The organism is Aliiroseovarius crassostreae, from assembly GCF_049803815.1.
GTDB classification, from domain to species: domain Bacteria; phylum Pseudomonadota; class Alphaproteobacteria; order Rhodobacterales; family Rhodobacteraceae; genus Aliiroseovarius; species Aliiroseovarius crassostreae_A.
Genome location: NZ_JBNAGI010000002.1, coordinates 551,712 through 571,642 on the forward strand (window position 1 = coordinate 551,712; position 19,931 = coordinate 571,642).

The 19,931-nt window shown below is 59.3% G+C and carries 16 protein-coding genes; 6 read left to right on the forward strand and 10 right to left on the reverse strand.

The window, feature by feature from the left end:
• Positions 1-168: 168 nt before the first annotated feature.
• Entirely contained in the window at positions 169-945 is a 777-nt protein-coding gene (locus tag ACP15V_RS08405; RefSeq protein WP_424943221.1) for a class II glutamine amidotransferase, read from the reverse strand.
• A gap of 20 nt (positions 946-965) precedes the next feature.
• Positions 966-1,172: a DUF6356 family protein gene (locus tag ACP15V_RS08410; protein WP_424943222.1), complete on the reverse strand. Its 207-nt coding sequence runs from the start codon at positions 1,170-1,172 to the stop codon at positions 966-968.
• Between the two features lie 113 nt (positions 1,173-1,285).
• Between ACP15V_RS08410 and ACP15V_RS08415 the strand changes: the two genes are divergently transcribed.
• From ACP15V_RS08415 to typA, 3 genes are all read left to right on the forward strand, one after another.
• A complete protein-coding gene (locus ACP15V_RS08415; protein ID WP_424943223.1) occupies positions 1,286-1,744 on the forward strand; it encodes an Lrp/AsnC family transcriptional regulator in 459 nt (152 codons plus the stop codon).
• A gap of 99 nt (positions 1,745-1,843) precedes the next feature.
• Positions 1,844-2,173: an SMR family transporter gene (locus ACP15V_RS08420; protein WP_424943224.1), complete on the forward strand. Its 330-nt coding sequence runs from the start codon at positions 1,844-1,846 to the stop codon at positions 2,171-2,173.
• Between the two features lie 93 nt (positions 2,174-2,266).
• Positions 2,267-4,087: a translational GTPase TypA gene (gene typA / locus ACP15V_RS08425; protein ID WP_424943225.1), complete on the forward strand. Its 1,821-nt coding sequence runs from the start codon at positions 2,267-2,269 to the stop codon at positions 4,085-4,087.
• Between the two features lie 61 nt (positions 4,088-4,148).
• Here the strand turns inward: typA and ACP15V_RS08430 are convergent, their stop codons facing one another.
• The 6 genes from ACP15V_RS08430 to guaB form a co-directional block, all read right to left on the reverse strand.
• A complete protein-coding gene (locus tag ACP15V_RS08430; RefSeq protein WP_424943226.1) occupies positions 4,149-4,436 on the reverse strand; it encodes a DUF1330 domain-containing protein in 288 nt (95 codons plus the stop codon).
• 102 nt (positions 4,437-4,538) lie between these two features.
• Entirely contained in the window at positions 4,539-7,184 is a 2,646-nt protein-coding gene (gene alaS, locus ACP15V_RS08435) for an alanine--tRNA ligase (protein WP_424943227.1), read from the reverse strand.
• A gap of 163 nt (positions 7,185-7,347) precedes the next feature.
• Positions 7,348-8,421, reverse strand: coding sequence for a recombinase RecA (gene recA, locus ACP15V_RS08440; RefSeq protein WP_424943228.1), 1,074 nt, complete (start codon positions 8,419-8,421; stop codon positions 7,348-7,350).
• A gap of 192 nt (positions 8,422-8,613) precedes the next feature.
• On the reverse strand, positions 8,614-11,202 hold the full coding sequence (locus ACP15V_RS08445; protein ID WP_424943229.1) for an ATP-binding protein: 2,589 nt from the start codon (positions 11,200-11,202) through the stop codon (positions 8,614-8,616).
• Between the two features lie 124 nt (positions 11,203-11,326).
• Entirely contained in the window at positions 11,327-12,481 is a 1,155-nt protein-coding gene (locus tag ACP15V_RS08450) for an RsmB/NOP family class I SAM-dependent RNA methyltransferase (RefSeq protein ID WP_424943230.1), read from the reverse strand.
• Between the two features lie 47 nt (positions 12,482-12,528).
• Positions 12,529-13,977, reverse strand: coding sequence for an IMP dehydrogenase (guaB, locus tag ACP15V_RS08455; protein ID WP_424943231.1), 1,449 nt, complete (start codon positions 13,975-13,977; stop codon positions 12,529-12,531).
• Between the two features lie 224 nt (positions 13,978-14,201).
• Between guaB and ACP15V_RS08460 the strand changes: the two genes are divergently transcribed.
• Positions 14,202-15,383: a pyridoxal phosphate-dependent aminotransferase gene (locus ACP15V_RS08460; RefSeq protein ID WP_424943232.1), complete on the forward strand. Its 1,182-nt coding sequence runs from the start codon at positions 14,202-14,204 to the stop codon at positions 15,381-15,383.
• Positions 15,384-15,405: 22 nt separating this feature from the next.
• Positions 15,406-16,221, forward strand: a complete 816-nt coding sequence (locus ACP15V_RS08465; protein WP_424943233.1) for an isocitrate lyase/PEP mutase family protein — start codon at positions 15,406-15,408, stop codon at positions 16,219-16,221.
• A 164-nt stretch (positions 16,222-16,385) separates the two neighbouring features.
• Here the strand turns inward: ACP15V_RS08465 and ACP15V_RS08470 are convergent, their stop codons facing one another.
• Positions 16,386-17,585: an FAD-dependent monooxygenase gene (locus tag ACP15V_RS08470; RefSeq protein WP_424943234.1), complete on the reverse strand. Its 1,200-nt coding sequence runs from the start codon at positions 17,583-17,585 to the stop codon at positions 16,386-16,388.
• 181 nt (positions 17,586-17,766) lie between these two features.
• A complete protein-coding gene (gene dksA, locus ACP15V_RS08475) occupies positions 17,767-18,189 on the reverse strand; it encodes an RNA polymerase-binding protein DksA (protein ID WP_424943235.1) in 423 nt (140 codons plus the stop codon).
• A gap of 400 nt (positions 18,190-18,589) precedes the next feature.
• Here dksA and ACP15V_RS08480 point away from each other — a divergent pair, with 400 nt between their 5' ends.
• Positions 18,590-19,435: an AAA family ATPase gene (locus tag ACP15V_RS08480; RefSeq protein WP_424943236.1), complete on the forward strand. Its 846-nt coding sequence runs from the start codon at positions 18,590-18,592 to the stop codon at positions 19,433-19,435.
• The last annotated feature ends 496 nt before the right edge of the window (positions 19,436-19,931 follow it).

The following is a 19,931-nucleotide window of genomic DNA, read 5'->3' on the forward strand; positions in this document are numbered from 1 at the left end:
TGCGGGAGTAAGGGGCGCTGCCCCTCGCCTCTTCGAGGCTCACCCCGAGGTACTTTAAAGCGTTTCGCCTTATTGTTGAGACTAAAGAATGAGGCGAAACGTTCGAAACCTCCTGATGTTGCGGGCGTTTCGAAATCAACTTGTGACTCAAGTTAATCTCGAAGCGCTTTAGGCAAGAGGAAGCGGCGTGAGGGTGATTTTTTCACCCTCAAACATCGCGATCTGGCCGGGGGCAATCGCGGTCCAGTCGCCCTCATTTTGCTCCAGCGGTTCGCTGACGACAGCCCAACCCTGACGCGTGTCAGACCAGCGATAATAGACCGAGGGCGCGATGTGATCAGAGCTGGCGCGGGCGGCCCAAAGCCGTTCTCCGTCTGAAAAGGCGGCGGACAGGCGCATATGCGGGGTTATGCCGGTGGCGCGGGACAGGTCGGCCAAGGTGCTGGCCGCTTTCGACAGCGCGCGCACCGGATCATTCGCCAGCCCGGCCTCCAGTGCCAGCAGGAACAGAACCTCGCTGTCGGTGGCGCCTTTCCGGCTGGCATAAAGCGCATCTGGCACCGCCATATCCGCCTGTTTGCGAAACCGTTCAAATCCACCAAACTGACCATTGTGCATAAAGCTCCAGTTTTCATGCACAAACGGGTGGCAATTGTTGCGGCTGATCGCCGATCCGGTGGAGGCGCGCACATGGGCCAGGAACAGGCGCGATTTCACCTGCTCGCAGACCGAACGCAGGTTCGGGTCGGACCAGGCGGGGTAAATGTCGCGGTAAAGCCCCGGTTCGGGCCGCGCGTCATACCAGGCCAGGCCAAACCCGTCGCCATTTGTGGCCGTCTTGCATTCCGTGGCCTGCTGGCTTTGCGCAATCAGAGAATGGCCCGGGCGCGTCACCACCTCGTCCAGAAAAATCGGTTTGCCCACATAGGCCGCCCATCGGCACATAACGCTTTTGTCCTGCTGTTTTACTGCCCCCGGTTATGGGTCTTGGCATAAAGTTTCGCAATGATCCGGCTGCCGGTTTTTTCAAAGACCGCGGGGATCACCGCGTGGATCAACGCAGCCCCAGCCGCCAGAAACAACCAGAAGGCAAACCAGCCTGCAAATCTTGCATGTTCAAAATAGCTTTCCTCCACAGAGGCGGGGTGGTCGAGGAAGAGTTTGTTGATCATATCGCGCTCCTGTTCATCCGTTGTCCCATCACACCGCATAGTCGCGTAGAATTCTTCCCAATCTCACTGTTTTTCGTATGGATCTTGAGAGCTTATCACGTTAATCTTTCCAAATGGTGGATATTGATACATTGGATCGAAAGATCCTGGGTGAATTGCAACGTAACGCAGATCTCAGCCTGGAGGAGCTTGGTGCACGGGTGAACCTGTCGCGCAATGCCTGTTGGCGGCGCATTCGTCAGCTGCAAGAGGCGGGCGTGATCCGCAAGCGGGTAGCCCTTCTGGACGGGGACAAGCTGGGGCTGGGCCTGTCGGTCTTTATCCAGATCCGCACCGCGAACCACGCCCCCGACTGGCTGGAAAACTTTGCCCGTGCCACGCGGGATATCCCGGAAATCCTTGGCGCCTATCGCATGACCGGGGATCTGGATTACCTAATCCGCGCGCGGGTGGCTGACATGGCCGATTATGACCGGCTGTATCAGGCGCTGATTGCGCGGATTGAACTGAGTGATGTCTCGGCCAGTTTCGTCATGGAAGAGCTGAAGGACACAACCGAATTGCCCCTATAGCTGCCATCGCCCCCCCACGACATCAGATGTCGCCCCCGCGCTAGACATGCTGCACCCCGCCAGGCAGGTGCAAAGTGATCCCCAAATCGCAGGTTCCCCATGCCCTATCTTGTTCTGATCTTCGCCGTGATCGCTGAAACCATCGGCACCTCTGCCCTGCAGGCCAGCCATCAGTTCACACGGCTCTGGCCCTCGGTCACCGTGGTTGTGGCCTATGGGATCAGCTTCGCGCTTCTGGCCTGGGTGCTGAAATTCATGCCGGTTGGCATTGCCTATGCGCTGTGGTCCGGGCTGGGCATCGTGTTCATCGCGATGATCGGTTTTGCGGTGTTTGGCCAGAAACTCGACCTGCCTGCCGTGCTGGGCCTCATGCTGATCGTGGCGGGGATCATTGTGATCAACCTGTTTTCGACCACATCGACGCATTAACGCAGGATTAGCGCCAGAAACCGCGATTAAGGCTGGCATTTCGCCCCAAGTCACGCTATTCGCGCGTCAACTTCCTTTGAAAAGGCGCGCAACATGGACCTTCGCAATATCGCGATTATCGCTCACGTTGACCACGGCAAAACCACGCTGGTCGACGAACTTCTGAAACAATCCGGCGCGTTTCGCGAAAATCAGGCCGTGGACGAACGGGCCATGGACTCCAATGATCTGGAACGCGAACGCGGCATCACCATCTTTGCCAAACCCACCTCGGTGGAATGGAAAGACACCCGCATCAACATCGTGGACACCCCCGGTCACGCCGATTTCGGCGGCGAAGTGGAGCGGATCCTGTCGATGGTGGACGGGGTTGTGCTGCTGGTGGACGCCGCCGAAGGGCCGATGCCGCAGACCAAATTCGTGACCTCCAAGGCGCTGGCGCTGGGGCTGCGCCCGATTGTGGTGCTGAACAAGGTCGACAAGCCGGATGCCGAGCCCGACCGCGCGCTGGATGAGTGTTTTGACCTCTTCGCCTCGCTGGGCGCAAACGAAGATCAGCTTGATTTCCCGCATATGTATGCCTCTGGCCGTAATGGCTGGGCGGATGCAGAACTGGATGGTCCGCGCAAAGATCTGCACGCGCTCTTTAACCTGATCGTGAACCACGTGCCGAAGCCGAAACAAATCGCCCACCAGGACGAAGATTTCTCGATGCTGGCCACCACGCTGGGCTCTGACCCCTTTGTGGGCCGTATCCTGACCGGTCGTGTGGAAACCGGGCGCCTTAAGGTGGGCGCCACCGTGCAAGCCATCTCGCGCATCGGCCAAAAAATCGAACAGTTCCGCGTGACCAAAATCCAGGCCTTCCGTGGCCTCGCCCAACAAGACATCGAAGAAGCGCTGGCCGGTGACATTGTCTCGATTGCCGGTATGTCAAAGGCCACCGTGGCCGACACGATCTGCGCGCTGGCGGTGGACCAACCTCTCGAAGCGCAGCCGATCGACCCGCCCACCATCACCGTGACCTTCGGCATCAATGACAGCCCGCTGGCCGGTCGGGACGGCAAAAAGGTGCAATCGCGCGTGATCCGCGACCGCCTGCACAAAGAAGCCGAGTCGAACGTTGCCATCAAGATCGAAGACACGCCGGGCGGCGAAGCCTTTGAGGTGTCGGGTCGTGGCGAACTCCAGATGGGTGTTCTGATCGAAAACATGCGCCGCGAAGGGTTCGAGCTGTCCATTTCACGCCCGCAGGTGATCATGCGCGAAGAAAACGGCCAACGTATGGAGCCCGTCGAAGAGGTGACCATCGACGTGGATGATGAATATTCCGGCGCCGTGATCGAGAAAATCACCGGGGCCCGCAAAGGCGAACTGGCGGAAATGCGCCCGGCAGGTGCCGGCAAAACCCGCATCATCGCCCATGTGCCGTCGCGCGGCCTGATCGGTTATCACGGCGAGTTTCTGACTGACACCCGCGGCACCGGCGTATTGAACCGCGTGTTCCATGGCTGGACCCCGTATAAAGGCGCCATTCCGGGCCGCCGCGCCGGTGTTCTGATTTCCATGGAAAACGGCACCTCGGTCGCTTACGCGCTGTGGAACCTGGAAGAGCGCGGCAAGATGATGATCGGCGCACAGGCCGACGTCTATCAGGGCATGATCATCGGTGAACATAGCCGCGAAAACGATCTGGAAGTGAACCCCCTGAAAGGTAAGAAGCTGACCAACGTGCGCGCGTCTGGCACCGATGACGCGGTGCGTCTGACCACGCCGATGACCCTGTCTCTGGAAGAGGCGATTGCCTATATCAATGACGACGAGCTGGTGGAAGTGACCCCCAACAATGTGCGTCTGCGCAAACGGTATCTGGATCCGCATGAACGCAAGCGGATGGCAAAAGCTGCGCAGTAAGAAAACACAAAAAAAGGGGCCGAACGGCCCCTTTTTCACGTCTAATCAACGAGTTGTCAGATCACTCATCGGTCTCGACAATCAGCAATTCCCTCTCTGACGCGCCCCGCGCATGGCTCAGTGCCTCTTGGTATTCCGGCGAGTGATAACATTTCTCCGCCGCCTCGACGCTGTCAAACTTCGCCACCACATTGCGCGGGCGATCCTTGCCTTCCAGTTGCACATAGCGCCCCGCACGGGCGATGAAGTGGCCGCCATGTTTGGCAATGGCCGGCCCCGCCAGCTTGGCATATTTGCCATAGGCCTCTTCATCGGTCACGGTCACATGGGCAATCCAGAGTGCGGGCATCGGTCTCTCCTTACGGGCGGTCAAAAGAAAAAGGTCGCGCCAGCATGGCACGACCTTTGTGTTGTTGCGAGCGGTTTTTGACCACCCGATCAGCTTTTCGGATCACCCGGCCAGAACGGCCTCTGCTGCTTTGATCGCACCCTCGGCATTTTCCGCCGAAGCACCACCGCCCTGGGCCAGTTCCGGACGGCCACCGCCGCCTTTGCCGCCCAGTTCCGGCACCGCCGCCTTGACCAGATCCACCGCCGACAGTCTGTCGGTCAAATCGGCGGTCACACCGGCGGACACGGCCACCTTGCCCTCATTGTCGGCGATGATCAAAACCGCGCCGGACCCGATGCCATCCTTGTGCTCATTCACCAAGGCCTGCAGGTCTTTGCCGCCCACGCCCTGCACCACAGCGGCCAGAAATTTCACACCCTTGATTTCCTTGACCTCGGCCCCCGCGCCCGCTGCTTTGGCCAGCTCACGTTTCAGGTTGGAAATTTCGGCGTTCAGCGCCTTGCGCTCGTCCATCAGGCCCTTGATCCGATCCACAACCTCTTCCGGCTTGGCCTTCAACATGCCCTGAAGCTCCGACGCACGCGCGGCTTCTTCCTCGATATAGGCAAACGCCGCCTTGCCGGTCAGCGCCTCGATTCGACGCACCCCGGCTGCACTTGCCCCTTCGGACAGGATCACGCAGACACCGATTTCACCGGTCTGCGCCACATGGGTGCCGCCGCACAATTCAATCGAATAGGTCTCGCCATCGGTGCCTTTGCCGGTGGGCGCGTGGCCCATCGACACCACGCGCACTTCGTCACCGTATTTCTCACCGAACAGCGCCTGCGCGCCCATCTCGCGCGCATCATCCGGCGTCATGATCCGGGTTTCGACCTTGGTGTTCTGGCGAATATAGGTGTTCACCTCGCGCGCCACGTTTGACAATTGCTGCGCGGTGACGCCCTTGTTGTGGCTGAAATCGAACCGCAACCGATCATCCGCATTCAGCGACCCGCGCTGCGCCACATGGTCCCCCAGTTCGTTGCGTAAGGCTTCGTGCAGCAGGTGGGTGGCCGAGTGGTTGGCGCGAATGGCCGAGCGGCGCAGGTGGTCCACCGCCAGTTCCGCGCCCTGCCCGGCCTTGATTTCACCCTCTTCCACCTTGGCAAAATGAATAAACACATCGGCCACTTTTTTGGTGTCCGTCACGCGTGCGGACCCGGTTTCGGTGCGGATAAGACCGCTGTCGCCCACTTGCCCCCCGGCCTCGGCGTAAAATGGCGTTTGGTTCACGACAATCTGAACCTCGTCATCGGCTTTGGCGGTGTCCCGACGGTCGCCACCGGACACAAGCGCCAGAACCTGACCTTCCGCATGTTCGGTGTCATAGCCCAGGAACTCGGTCACGCCGTGCTCTTCGGCGAGGTCGAACCAGATCGTCGCATCCGCGGCTTCGCCAGACCCGGACCACGCCGCGCGCGCGCGGTCTTTTTGCTCCTGCATCGCAGCATCAAACCCGGCCTGATCCACGCCACGCCCCTTTTCGCGCAGCGCATCCTGCGTCAAATCGAGCGGGAACCCGTAAGTGTCGTAAAGTTTGAACGCGGTATCGCCGGGCAGGTCGTCGCCCTCGCCCAGGCCCGACAGCTCGTCATCCAGCAGTTTCAGGCCGCGATCCAGCGTTTTCTTGAACCGGGTTTCTTCATTCAGAAGCGTCTCTTCGATCATGGTCTGCGCACGGCCCAGTTCAGGATAGGCCTGGCCCATCTGCGCCACCAGTTCGGGCACCAGACGGTGCATGACCGGATCCTTGGCGCCCAGCAAATGGGCGTGACGCATGGCGCGACGCATAATGCGGCGCAGCACATACCCGCGCCCTTCGTTCGACGGCAACACACCATCCGCCATCAGGAATGAGGTCGAGCGCAGGTGATCGGCGATCACCCGGTGATGTACGTTTTTATCCCCATACGGGTCGACATTGGTGGCATGGGCCGACGCCTCGATCAGCGCTTTGAACAGGTCGGTATCATAATTGTCATGGCTGCCCTGCAACAGCGCGCCGATCCGTTCCAGCCCCATGCCGGTGTCGATCGATTGCATGTCCAACGGCACCATCGACCCGTCCGCGAACTGTTCGTTCTGCATGAAGACGATGTTCCAGATCTCGATGAACCGATCGCCGTCCTCTTCCGGGCTGCCCGGCGGGCCACCCCAGATATGGTCACCGTGATCATAGAAAATCTCGGTGCACGGCCCGCATGGACCGGTTGGCCCCATCTGCCAGAAATTGTCATTGGTGGCGATACGGATGATCCGGTCTTCCGGCACGCCGACCTTTTTCCAGATCTCAAACGCCTCGTCATCGGTGTGATAAACGGTGGTATAAAGCTTGTCCTTCGGGATCCCAAATTCCTTGGTGATCAGCTCCCAGGCAAAGGGGATGGCTTCGTGTTTGAAGTAATCCCCAAAGCTGAAATTCCCCAGCATTTCAAAGAATGTATGGTGGCGCGCCGTATAGCCCACATTGTCGAGGTCATTGTGTTTGCCACCCGCACGCACACATTTTTGCGCCGTGGTCGCCCGCACGTAATCGCGTTTTTCCACCCCGGTGAACAGGTTCTTGAACTGCACCATGCCCGAATTCACGAACATCAGCGTGGGGTCGTTGCGTGGCACCAGCGGAGAGCTGTCCACCACCTCATGCCCCTGCTTTGCGAAGTAATCCAGGAAGGTCGAGCGAATGTCGTTCAGACTGGCCATGTGTCAATGCCTCTTGTCAGCTTTCGCAGTGGTTTACCCGCCCCCGTGCCCCCTGTCCACAGGCCTCTTGATGTTGGTGACAAATTCAATGAACCCCAGAAAAACAAAGGCCGGGAATGACCCCGGCCTCCGCTCAACGTGACTGAAATTTGATCACAAAGGATCAGGCTTCCAGAAGGCCGTCATCTTCGTCTTTCTCACCCGGCGGCATATCGAAATCGAGCCCATGTGCGGCGCGGATCTTGTCTTCAATCTGCAGCGCGGTGCGGGTGTTTTCACGCAAATAGGTCTTCGCGTTTTCACGGCCCTGCCCAATGCGCTCATCGCCGTAGCTGAACCAGGATCCAGATTTCTCAACCACGCCCGCTTTCACACCAAGGTCCAGCAACTCGCCCATTTTCGAGATGCCTTCGCCATACATGATGTCAAACTCGACCTGTTTGAACGGCGGCGCGACCTTGTTTTTCACGACTTTCACGCGGGTCGCGTTGCCCACAACCTCGTCGCGGTCCTTGATTTGGCCGATGCGACGAATATCCAGGCGGACCGAGCTGTAGAACTTCAACGCATTGCCGCCGGTTGTGGTTTCGGGGCTGCCGAACATCACGCCGATCTTCATGCGGATCTGGTTGATGAAAATCACCATGCAGTTGGAGCGCGCGATCGACGAAGTCAGTTTGCGCATCGCCTGGCTCATCAAACGGGCCTGAACCCCGACATTGCTGTCGCCCATGTCACCTTCAAGTTCCGATTTAGGGGTCAGCGCGGCGACCGAGTCGACCACAACCATATTCACCGCCCCGGACCGCACCAGCGTATCAACAATCTCCAGCGCCTGCTCGCCCGTGTCGGGTTGCGAAATCAGCAGTTCATCCAGATCGACGCCCAGTTTTTTGGCATAGAGCGGATCGAGCGCATGTTCCGCATCGACAAAGGCACAGACGCCACCTTTTTTCTGCTCTTCCGCCACACAATGCAGGGTCAGCGTGGTTTTACCCGAGCTTTCCGGGCCGTAAATCTCGACGATCCGCCCTTTCGGCAAGCCGCCGATCCCCAGGGCAATGTCCAACCCGAGCGAACCGGTTGATGTGCTTTCAATCTCAGCGACCGGATTGTCGGCCCCCAGTTTCATAATCGAACCTTTGCCGAACTGACGTTCGATCTGGGCCAATGCGCTGTCCAGCGCCTTTTGCTTGTCGCTATCGCGTTTCATGTCAAAAATATCCGCAGTCGCCATTGTTTCATCCCTTATTTCACACCAAGGTCCGCACGGCAACTCGGCCATTTGTTCACCTGATGTTCTTGCATCCAATCTATAGGACAAAAAGAGAACATATCAACTTGTTATTTACCTTAATGACGATAAGGCGAGTTTGGTAACCAAATTCTTAATCTTCTCAAAAAAGTGGTTACCTTTTGTTTTTAAACATTAATGTATCTGTTGCTGGACCGTTGCGGTCAGCTCTGTGAGGGAAAACGGTTTGGGCAGGAACACCGAATTCGGCACCCGTGCCTGATGCTCCGCCACCGAATCTTCGGCATAGCCGGAGACGAACACCACTTTCACGCCGGGTCGTCGCTCCATCGCTTTCATCACCCAGGTCGGCCCGTCCATGCCGGGCATAACAACATCCGTCACGAAAACATCAACCTCCAATGTGGTATCTTCGAGGATCTGCAATGCCTCTTCCGCGCTTTCCGCCTCAAGCACCGTATAGCCCCGCATGCGCAGCGCACGAGATGCAAATGCGCGCACCGGCGCTTCGTCTTCAACCAAAAGCACCACGCCACCAGCCCCGGAACTGGTCAGGTCATGGGTTGGGGACGGCAGGGCCGATCCATTTGGTTTGCGCCCATGTGCCTGTTCAGGTGCCCCATTGGTCGATCCTGTAACCTTTGAAATGATCGACTGGACGGTCTCATTCTGTTTTTCCTGCGCTGCATCGTCCCTGGCAGGAGGAATTTCATTGGTCAGCACCAAGGGGTCTGGCGAGGAAGCCCCCTGAACAAGCCCCCCCTCTCCCTGGGGCAGGCTGCGCGTGTTTTGCGCATACCCGTTCGCCTCAACTTCGCCTTCATGATTGATATGCGCGGTGCCAGAAGACGTCACATCAGCCATGACCTGCGCCTTCCATACCGGGAAATAGAGCGTGAAAGTGGTCCCTGACCCGGGGACGGAATCCACAAAAATGAACCCCCCGGTTTGTTTGATGATCCCATAGGCCATGGACAGGCCCAGTCCGGTTCCCTGGCCCGCTTTCTTGGTGGTAAAGAACGGTTCAAAAATCTTGTTGACCTTGTCGGCGCTGATGCCGGTGCCATGGTCAATCACCCGCACGGTGACATATTCGCCCGCGGGAACCGTGGCCCGGTCCCGCTCCAACGGGTCGTCCAGGATCACGTTGCGTGTTTCCACCCGCACCACGCCGCCACTGGGCATCGCATCCCGGGCATTCACCACAAGGTTCATAATGACCTGATCCAATTGCCGCCGGTCCGCACGGATTTCCAGAAGCTTGTCATCATGGTCCAGTTCCAACGACACCTTCTCACCAACAAGGCGGTTGAGAAGATGGGTGAGATCCGACAACGTATCAGACAGATCAATCACTTCGGGGCGCAGGGTTTGTTTGCGGGAAAAGGCCAGCAGCTGCCCCACCAATGAGGCCGCACGATTGGCATTCTGATGGATCTGCGCCAGGTCGGAATACTCCGGATCCGCCTCGTCCCGCCCTGTCAACAGCAGATCGCAATGGCCCGAAATAGCGGTCAGCAGGTTGTTGAAATCATGGGCAACACCGCCAGCAAGCTGACCAATGGCCTGCATTTTCTGGCTTTGCACAAATTGCGCTTCCAGCGTTTTCAGCTCGGTGGCATCCTGAAGCACAGCAATCAGCGTCGGCCCCTGTTCATCGCTCATTTGACTGAGTGAAATTTGCAAGAACACCTCGTCTTCGGGTTTGCTGGCACGCACCACTTCGGTGCGCCCCAAATGGCGCCCTGCCCGGGCCTCGGCCAGCCAGTCAGACACCGGTCGCCCCAGCCCCTCCACCTGATCTGAAAGCAAACTGCCCACGGCATCCTCATCAGACAACAAATCGCGGGCGCGTTTGTTGGCCATGGCAATCTGACCGGACGCATCCAGTTTCAAAAGAGGCACGGGCAACCCTTCGACGACAGCCCACTCCCCCTTGGTCATGGTCGGCGAGCTGTCCGCCGGCAACAGGTAGATTTCCTTTCGCTCTGCCGAACAGGCCACTTCGTAAACAATCACGGAAACAGGCCCCGCATGACCGGTCACATTGACGGGCACACCGGTGCGCACCGGCATTTCGACAAAGACGCGGTCCAATGTGGTTTCTCGGCCCCCCAGCATCATCCGCGCCGCTTCGTTCATGAACAGAATCGTCCCGTTCTTTGAAACGGTCATCATCGGCAAGGCGATATTTTCCCCCGTTCTCCCGGTCGCGGCGCGATCCGTCAGGGTGTCCACCCGCCACAAAAATCCGGCATCAGCCATGCTGTGAACCGACAGACGCACGTGACCATGGCGAAGCACGATATCCTCATTGGCCGATTGGGTGGCTTCGGCGCGGCTTTGCAATCGACTAAGCACCGACGAGGGGGCGGCAAAGAGATCCCGGAAGGCGCGGGTCAGGGTTTGTCCGGGCTTGCCGTCGAACTGCGCGCTTGCCGCTTGATTCATATAAAGAATTTCACCATCCGGATCCGTCGCAAACACGGCGGATGAATCATGGTCTGCATAGGTTTTCAGGGCTTGGAACAATCGACCTACCTGATGCCTGGACCACCGCGACAGGCCGGTGATCAGGGCTGCGAGACAAAACAACGTGGCCCCGCAGACCAACAATGCCGTGCTGACCGCGTAAGGCAGATTGGGCAGGGCAATTCCGGCAGCAATGACACCAATGGCCACGGCGAGAACAAGGATCGCGTGCGGCGCCAGATCCTGGGCAGTTTTGACCATCGGGTGCGGAGACAAGGCAGTTCGTGCCACGTGGCTCCCTTTCATAGGTTTACGATTGTCTATCTATGACGCAGGCATCGTTAACGCAGCCTTAACGAACATCGCCTTACGCAAGAAAAAGACAAACCAAACCCCTCAGGTTGATCTAACCCTTTTAAGATTCCCGCGTCAATAGAGCCACAAAAAACCCGTCTCCACCGTCCAGGGGCGTGTATTGCCGCTTGGACCGTAGGGCCCAATCACGCTCCACCGTCGCGATCTGATCCTCGTTTTCCGAGGCAAACAGCGAACACGTGGCATAGGCCATCACCCCTCCAGGACACACAAATTTCGGAATTTCTTTTAAAATAGAACGCTGTATCGACTGAATTTCAGTCAATCTTTCCGCGGACATATGCCATTTTCCCTGAGGATCCCGCCGCCAGGACCCACTGCCGGAACACGGGGCGTCCGCCAGGACCAGATCAAACTTGGGCAGAGCGGCCAAATCCGTGGTGGCACAGGTTTGAATGTGCCCCCCCGCGCGGCGTGCGCGTTCCGGCAAATCCTTCATCCGGCGCGGGGAAATATCGTGGGCCACCACCTCGGCCCCAAGCGCCGCCATGGCCAGGGCTTTGCCCCCCCCGCCAGCACAGTAATCCAGAACACGCATTCCCGGAGTGATCCCAAGACATTCAACCAAAGCCTGAGACGCCGCATCTTGCAGCTCTACCAAACCGGTGCGATAGGCCTCTGACCCGGCGACTTTACGTGGGTTTTCAATGACTTCCAAGGCAGAGCTTGCAAGCGAATGTGGCCTTGCAACCACCCCTTCGCGCGCGAGCGCCGCGATGGCTTCGTCGCGGGTGCACCGGGCGAGGTTCGCGCGTAGAAACACCGGGGCACGGTGGCGCAGACGTTCAAGGATCTGATCAGTGTCTGCGCCCAGCCCTGCCCGAAACTCCTCATACGCCCAGTCGGGGCAATCCAGCGCAACACAGCCTTCTGCTGTAGCAAAGCGGCTGCGTTCGGCATCGGAAATCGGGGCGGGCGCGTGGCCTTCGCCAGTAAACAGGTCCCCCGGCTCCACCCCTTGTCCACGTAGAAGGCCGATCATGATCGACCGACCGTCTGTGCCGCCCCCCAGAACCTGGGAGGAGCGCAGGCGGCGCAGCGCGTCAAACACGTGGTCGCGAATGGCCGCACGGTCCTTGGATCCGGCAAAGCGATGGCTGCGCCCCCAGCCGGACAGCGCCTGCTCAGCGGTCTGCCCGGACTGGATCAGGTCGAGCACCTCAATGGCAGCGCTGATGCGCGCGGCGGGGGTCACAGAGACCCCCAATTCACTTTAACTTTGCCGCGCAACATCATGTTAATTCAACCAATGCGGTAGTTCGGACTTTCGCGGGTGATCTGCACGTCATGCACGTGGCTTTCCTTCAGGCCAGCCCCGGTGATCTTCACGAAATTACAATTCTTGCGCATATCTGCCACGGTGCCATTGCCGGTATAGCCCATCGCCGCGCGCAACCCGCCCACCAGTTGGTGGATCACGGTTCCGGCCGGGCCTTTATAGGGCACCTGCCCCTCGATCCCTTCCGGCACCAGCTTGTCGCTGGCGGCGTCTTTCTGGAAATAGCGATCTGCGGACCCGCGGGCCATGGCGCCCAGCGACCCCATGCCGCGATAGGCCTTGAACGAGCGACCCTGATAGAGGATCACCTCGCCCGGGCTTTCGTCCGTGCCCGCGATCATGCTGCCGACCATGGCGCAGCTGGCCCCCGCGGCAATCGCCTTGGCGAAATCGCCCGAGAACTTGATGCCACCATCAGCAATCACCGGCACGTCGCCTGCCGCCTTGGCACAATCGGAAATCGCAGTGAGCTGCGGCACACCGACGCCCGCCACCATCCGCGTGGTGCAGATCGAGCCCGGGCCGATGCCCACTTTGACCGCATCGGCGCCCGCTTCGATCAGGGCCTTGGTGGCCTCGGCCGTGGCGACGTTCCCGGCCACAACCTGTTGATCGGGCTTATATTCCTTGATCCGTTTCACCGCTTCGATCACCCCGGCGGAATGGCCGTGCGCCGTGTCGACCACAACGATATCCGCGCCCGCATCGATCAGCGCCTTGGAGCGTTCAAACCCGCTTTCGCCCACGGAACTGGCCGCCGCCACACGCAACCGGCCCAGATCATCTTTACAGGCGGTCGGGTTCAGCTTGGCCTGTTCGGTGTCCTTCAGGGTCAGAAGACCGGTCAGCTTGCCATCTTCATCCACCACCAGCAGCTTTTCGATCCGGCGCGCTTTCATCATCGACTTGGCCTCTTCCAGCTCGGCCGGTTCGCGCAGCATGGCCAGATTGTCCGAGGTCATCATCACCGATACCGGCGTGTCATCCGAGGTGGCAAAGCGCATGTCGCGGTTGGTGACGATCCCGACGACGCGGCCGTCTTCCTCCACCACCGGGAAGCCGGTCACGCGATACCGGTCCTGCAATGCCTTGGCATCGGCCAGCGTCTGATCCGGGGTCAGGGTGATCGGGTTATAGACAATGCCGCTTTCAAAGCGTTTCACCCGGCGCACCTGGCGGGCCTGTTCTTCCACATCAAGGTTCTTGTGAATAACCCCCATACCGCCGGCCTGGGCCATGGCAATCGCCATCCGCGCTTCGGTCACCGTGTCCATCGCCGAGGACATCAGCGGGATGTTCAAAGAGATCGATTTGGTCACCTGGGTGGCCGTATCTGCCGTCGAGGGCAGCACATTACTGGCCGCCGGCACCAGCAGGACATCATCAAAGGTAAGGGCCTCGCGAATCTCCATGAGCGTTCTCCTTGGGAGTTTTCGTTTGGCACGTCCCTATCTCATGCGTTGGGGGCTTTGGAAAGGGTTGATTTGAAATTTTATGCCTCCGGCGGGGATATTTATGGTCCAAAGATGGCAGAAGTGGCGTGTGGTCAGGGCGGGCGCGGGAGAATTGCAATTGACTTCACGGGGGGACCCGTGGCGCCGTGCGGGAGAGTTTTGACATCGCGGAGCGTGCAGACATGAAGCTTTCAGGGCGGATCACCGGCATTCTGGATGGCGGCGATGATGGGTGGGGCGTGTTTTACAAGGCGCGTGCCATGATCGCGGCGGGGGAAGACGTGACCGAGCTGACCATTGGCGAACATGACATTCGCACCGATCCGTCGGTGTTGAAGGCGATGCATGACGCCGCCATGGGCGGACATACCGGATATGCCGCCATTGCCGGCACCAACGGGTTGCGTGATGCGGTGGCGGCGCGGGTTGAGGCCCAGACGGGCGTGCCGACCCGGCGCGAAAACGTGATCATCACCCCGGGCGGTCAGGCGGGGTTGTTTGCGGCCCATATGGCTTGTTGCGACCACGGTGAGCGCGCGCTTTATCTTGATCCGCATTACACAACCTATCCCGGCACAATACGCTCGGTTGGGGCAGAGGCCATACGGGTCGCCACCCGCCCGGAAGATGGGTTTCAGCCGCGCGCAGAAGATATTCGTGCGGCGGCCAAGGGTGCCAAAAGCCTGTTGATCAACACGCCCAACAACCCGACCGGCGTGGTGTACACGCCCAAAACCCTTGGCGAGATTGCCCGTGTCTGTCAGGACGAAGACCTGTGGCTGATCTCGGACGAGGTTTATGACACGCAGGTCTGGCAGGGGCGTCATATCTCGCCGCGGGCGCTGCCCGGGATGGAGGATCGCACGCTGGTGGTCGGGTCGATGTCGAAAAGCCACGCGATGACTGGCAGTCGCATTGGTTGGGTAGTCGGCCCGGAACAGGTGATTTCGCAGCTGGAAACCCTCGCCATCACCACCACTTACGGTGTGCCGGGATTTATTCAGGACGCCGCGCTTTTTGCGCTCGAACAGGGGCAAGCGTTTGAAGCACAGATTGCCGCGCCCTTTCAACGTCGCCGGTCGGCGGCGCTGGACTTGATTGGCAGGCAGGATCTGGTGAAACTGGTGCCCTCGGGCGGGGCCATGTATCTGATGCTGGATGTGCGGGTGACGGGGCTGACCGGCGAAGGATTCGCGCAGGAGCTTTTGCGCAGGAACCGGATTGCGGTCATGCCCGGCGAAAGCTTTGGTCAGGCGGCAGCCGGACATATCCGGGTGGCGATGACGGTGGAGGATGAGCGGTTTCTGGATGCGCTTGACCAGATCCTGACGCTTGCCTGGACCCTGACCGCAGAACGGTCGTGAGCCGCATTTGAAAGGACAGTTTATGACACGTGATATCGGCGCCCAGTTTCGCGCCCTGCATCAGAAGGGCAACCCGTTCATCCTGGCCAATGCCTGGGATATTGGCAGCGCCAGGATGCTGACCGCCATGGGGGCAGAGGCGATTGCAACCTCCTCCGCCGCGCATGCGTTTACGTTGGGGCGCCCGGATATGGGCCACGTGACGCGGGACGAAGCATTGGCCCATGCGCAGGATCTGGTGGCGGCGGTCAATCTGCCCGTGTCAGGCGATTTTGAGAACGGGTTTGGCGATGATCCCGAGACATGCGCCGAAACCGTGCGGCTGGCGGCAGAGATCGGGCTGGCCGGGATTTCCATCGAAGACACGGCACTGCCCGCCGCCACGCCTTATGCGCGCGATCTGGCCATCGAGCGCATTCGTGCCGCCAGTGCCGCGGCCCGCGCCCTGCCCGGCGACTTTGTGCTGCTGGCACGCGCTGACGGGGTGATGAACGGGCAATATGATCTGGAGGAGGCTTTGGCGCGGATCAAAGGCTATGAGGTCGCCGGGGCCGATGCGCTTTACATCCCCCTGCCCGGCACATTGGAAGATCAGGCACGCATCTGCGCCGCCACCGATCTGCCGGTCAATGCCCTTGCCGCCGGGCCGTTCACCAATGTGACACGGGACGCGTTTGCCAAGGCAGGTGTTGCGCGGATTTCATTGGGATCGGCATTGGCGCGTGTGACCCACCGGGCGATCCATGACGCGGCAAACGCCATGTTCGGCGACGGGGATTTCTCGCCCCTGTCCAACGGGATTTCCGGCGATGTGATTGACGATCTGCTGACCCGATAAAGCGTTTCGGGATCAACCTGAGATACCTGTTTCTTCCGAAACGCCCAGTTCTTCCGAAGCGCCCAAGACATTGATATCTCTTACGGCGTTTCGGTTTTGCCCATTTCGGTTTTCCCCATTTCGGTTTTGCCCAGTGTCAGGATAAAACCGAAACGCTTTAAAGCTTATCGTTCCGGCTGCACCACGTCAGCCGTGACATCAGCATCATAGATCCAGCGAAACCGGTTATACACGGCCGAGGGCGCAACCTTGCCCGCAATCCGCAGGGCCGTGTGGCCGATAAAGCGCGCTGCCGGGTTGCCATAATGATAGTTGCGCGCATTTTTGTTTGCGGCCTCAACAATCTGCCTTGTGCGCGGGCCACGGCGGGCCTGATACAGCGCGCCGCCCCGCTCCATCCCAGCCACTGACAGGCAATGGGCCAGCACCCAGGCATCTTCCAATGCCATCACCGCCCCTTGCGCCATGAAGGGCAAGGTCGGGTGCGCGGCATCGCCCAAAAGCACCATATGGCCGCCCTTGCTGCCCTGATACCAAACCGGGGCGACCTCGTGCCGGTGCAACCCCCAGACCTTCACATCCTCAACCCGTTCCAAAAGGGCAACGGCATCATCACAAAAGCCCGAAAAGGCGGCGCAAAGATTGGAGGGGTCATCGGGCGTGTTCCATCCCTCATCCACCCAGGCCTCGCGTTCTTCAACGGCCACGATATTGACGAGAGAGCCGCCGCGCAGCGGGTAGGTCACCATATGGCGCCCCGGTCCCATGAACACTGTCGCCTCGGCCTGTTCGCGCCCCGAGGCCGGCACAATCGCGCGCCAGGCCACCTGTCCGGTGAAAAACGGCTTTTGTTCGCCGTTTAGCTTGCCACGCACCACGGAATGCAGCCCATCTGCCCCGACCAGGAATTGACAGCCATGGGTGCTGCCATCCGCGAACTGAACCGTGACCCCGTCGGGGCCATCTTCCACATCCGCCACTTTCTGGTTCAGCCGGATCTCAACCCCCGCGGCGCGGGCGGCGTCGGCGAGGAGGCCGATCAGGTCGGCCCGGTGAAACAGCAAAAACGTGTCATCGGGCGCCAGCGCATCGAAATTCAGGTCAAACACCTCGCGCCCGGACAGACCATCGCGCAGCCAGACACCGATAGAGCGCATGGAGTTGTCATAGGCCGCCTGTTCCAGCCCCAGCGCCTGCAACACGCGAAACCCATTGGGGCTGATCTGCAGCCCCGCGCCCACTTCGGCAATTTCGGGCGCCTGTTCCAGCACTGTCACCCTGGCCCCCTTCTGGGCCAACGCAATTGCGGCGGCCAATCCGCCGATCCCACCGCCCAGAACGGTGATTTCCTGATCTGTCATCATGCGCCAACACCTTGCCAAGCCGATCTGCGACCCGGATCACATTGTCTCGTTTCCATTATTCTCGGCAATGCCCGCCCTAGGGGCAAGTCGCTGAAAGGTCACACCCTGAAAAAAGCCCTGCCCTCAAATAACGAAAGCCCGGGATCTGCCCGGGCTGTCGCTTTGTGAATAGTGCCGCCGATCAATCGTCGCGATGCACCTTTTCGCGGCGCTCGTGGCGTTCCTGGGCTTCAAGGCTCAGGGTCGCAATCGGGCGCGCATCAAGGCGTTTCAGAGAGATCGGGTCGCCGGTCTCTTCGCAATAGCCATATTCGCCCTCTTCGATCCGACGAAGCGCCTGTTCGATCTTCGCCACCAGCTTGCGCTGGCGATCACGGGTGCGCAGTTCCAGCGCGCGATCGGTTTCTTCGGATGCCCGGTCTGCAATATCCGGAATGTTGCGCGTATTGTCTTGCAGGCCTTCAATGGTGTGACGGCTTTCATCAAGGAGCTCAGCCTTCCACGCTTCCAATTTGCGACGGAAATACTCGGTCTGACGCTCATTCATGAAAGGTTCATCTTCCGCGGGCCGATAATCATCAGGCAGGAAAACTTCCGCTTTCATCTCTTTGTCCTTTTGCTCCCGAACGTGCATGGGTGATGCTCTCCATTCCCTCGTGCTGCCCGGTTTCCTCCTGGCGTTCGTTTACACCCGCTTGCACGCCTTGTCACTAGCAGAAAGCGTCCTGGCGGCTCTCTTGTCTTCAAATGATTGCGCAATCAGAAATTCCCGCGTGAATTGAGCATGTTATGGAAACAATATGGTGAAAAACGCCAAAAACCTCCCCCTTATACCGTGCACATACACTCCGCAGTCCCAGGTGGCGACAGCGCCCGTCACGTTACGTCAACGCGCGCCAATGCGGTTGACGCCCCCGTTTCCACCCCACCCGCCTTGCAAAATGCCCCGCCCCTCTTTACCTCAGGGCGGCAAGACGCATTGATGACAGGACCCAGACACCACCATGACCACTCGTTTTGAAGGCACTGCCGATTATGTTGCGACCGAAGACCTGAAAGTGGCCGTGAACGCCGCTGTGACGCTGCAACGCCCGCTGCTGGTCAAGGGCGAACCAGGCACCGGCAAAACCGAACTGGCCCGCCAGGTGGCGACGGCGCTTGGCGCGAAGATGATCGAATGGAACATCAAATCCACCACCAAGGCGCAGCAGGGCCTATATGAATATGACGCGGTGTCGCGTCTGCGCGACAGCCAGCTGGGCGATGAGCGCGTGCATGACATTTCCAACTACATCAAGCGCGGCAAGCTGTGGGAGGCGTTCGAAGCCGGCGAACGCATCGTGCTTTTGATTGACGAAATCGACAAGGCGGATATCGAGTTTCCGAACGACCTGTTGCAAGAGCTTGATAAGATGGAGTTTCACGTCTACGAGACCGGCGAGACCATCCGCGCGAAACATCGCCCGATCATCATCATCACCTCGAACAACGAAAAAGAACTGCCCGACGCCTTCCTGCGCCGCTGTTTCTTCCATTACATCCGCTTCCCGGACATGGAAACCATGGCCAAGATCGTCGAGGTGCATCACCCGGGCATCAAGCCGCAGCTTCTGACCACCGCGCTGACGCAGTTTTACGAGATCCGCGAACAGACCGGGCTGAAGAAGAAACCGTCGACCTCGGAAGTGCTGGATTGGCTGAAACTGCTTCTGGCCGAAGATATTTCCCCCGAGGATCTGAAACGGGATGGTGCCAATGCACTGCCCACCTTGCATGGGGCTCTGTTGAAGAACGAACAGGATGTGCATCTATTTGAACGGCTCGCCTTCATGGCCCGCGGCCAGCGCTGACACCCTTAACATGACAGGGGGCGGCATCCTCCGCCCAGAACAAAAAAAACAGGCGGTCTTTGGGCCGCCTGTCCGTTTGTGGTCCCTCTCTCAACATCTGTTGCCAATTGCGCCGTCTGCTGTGGGAGCTCTCGAATCCCTGTGTCCCTGTCCTGCCCCGGCCCGCTCCTGCCCCGGCCCGCCACATTGTTGCCCGATTCGACACAATTTCGCCGCAATTGCCACAATCCCGCCAAAATGCCTTGTGGAAACGCAGTTATCCACAACAAGATATTGATTTTTAACTGGTTCAAATGTGGAAACAAACTATTTAGGCCACATTTCCGCCCGTCTTTTTCTTTCTTTGACGTGGAATATTAACTAACCTGAGCCATGCCTGGGGGGGCATGAATACGGTGTGTTTGTATTGTTATGGGAAGCAATGCCTACATCTCCGTTCGGACGCTGACGCGATCCGCCAAATTCTGTCATGCCGACCCGTGGGAAGGTCTCATGT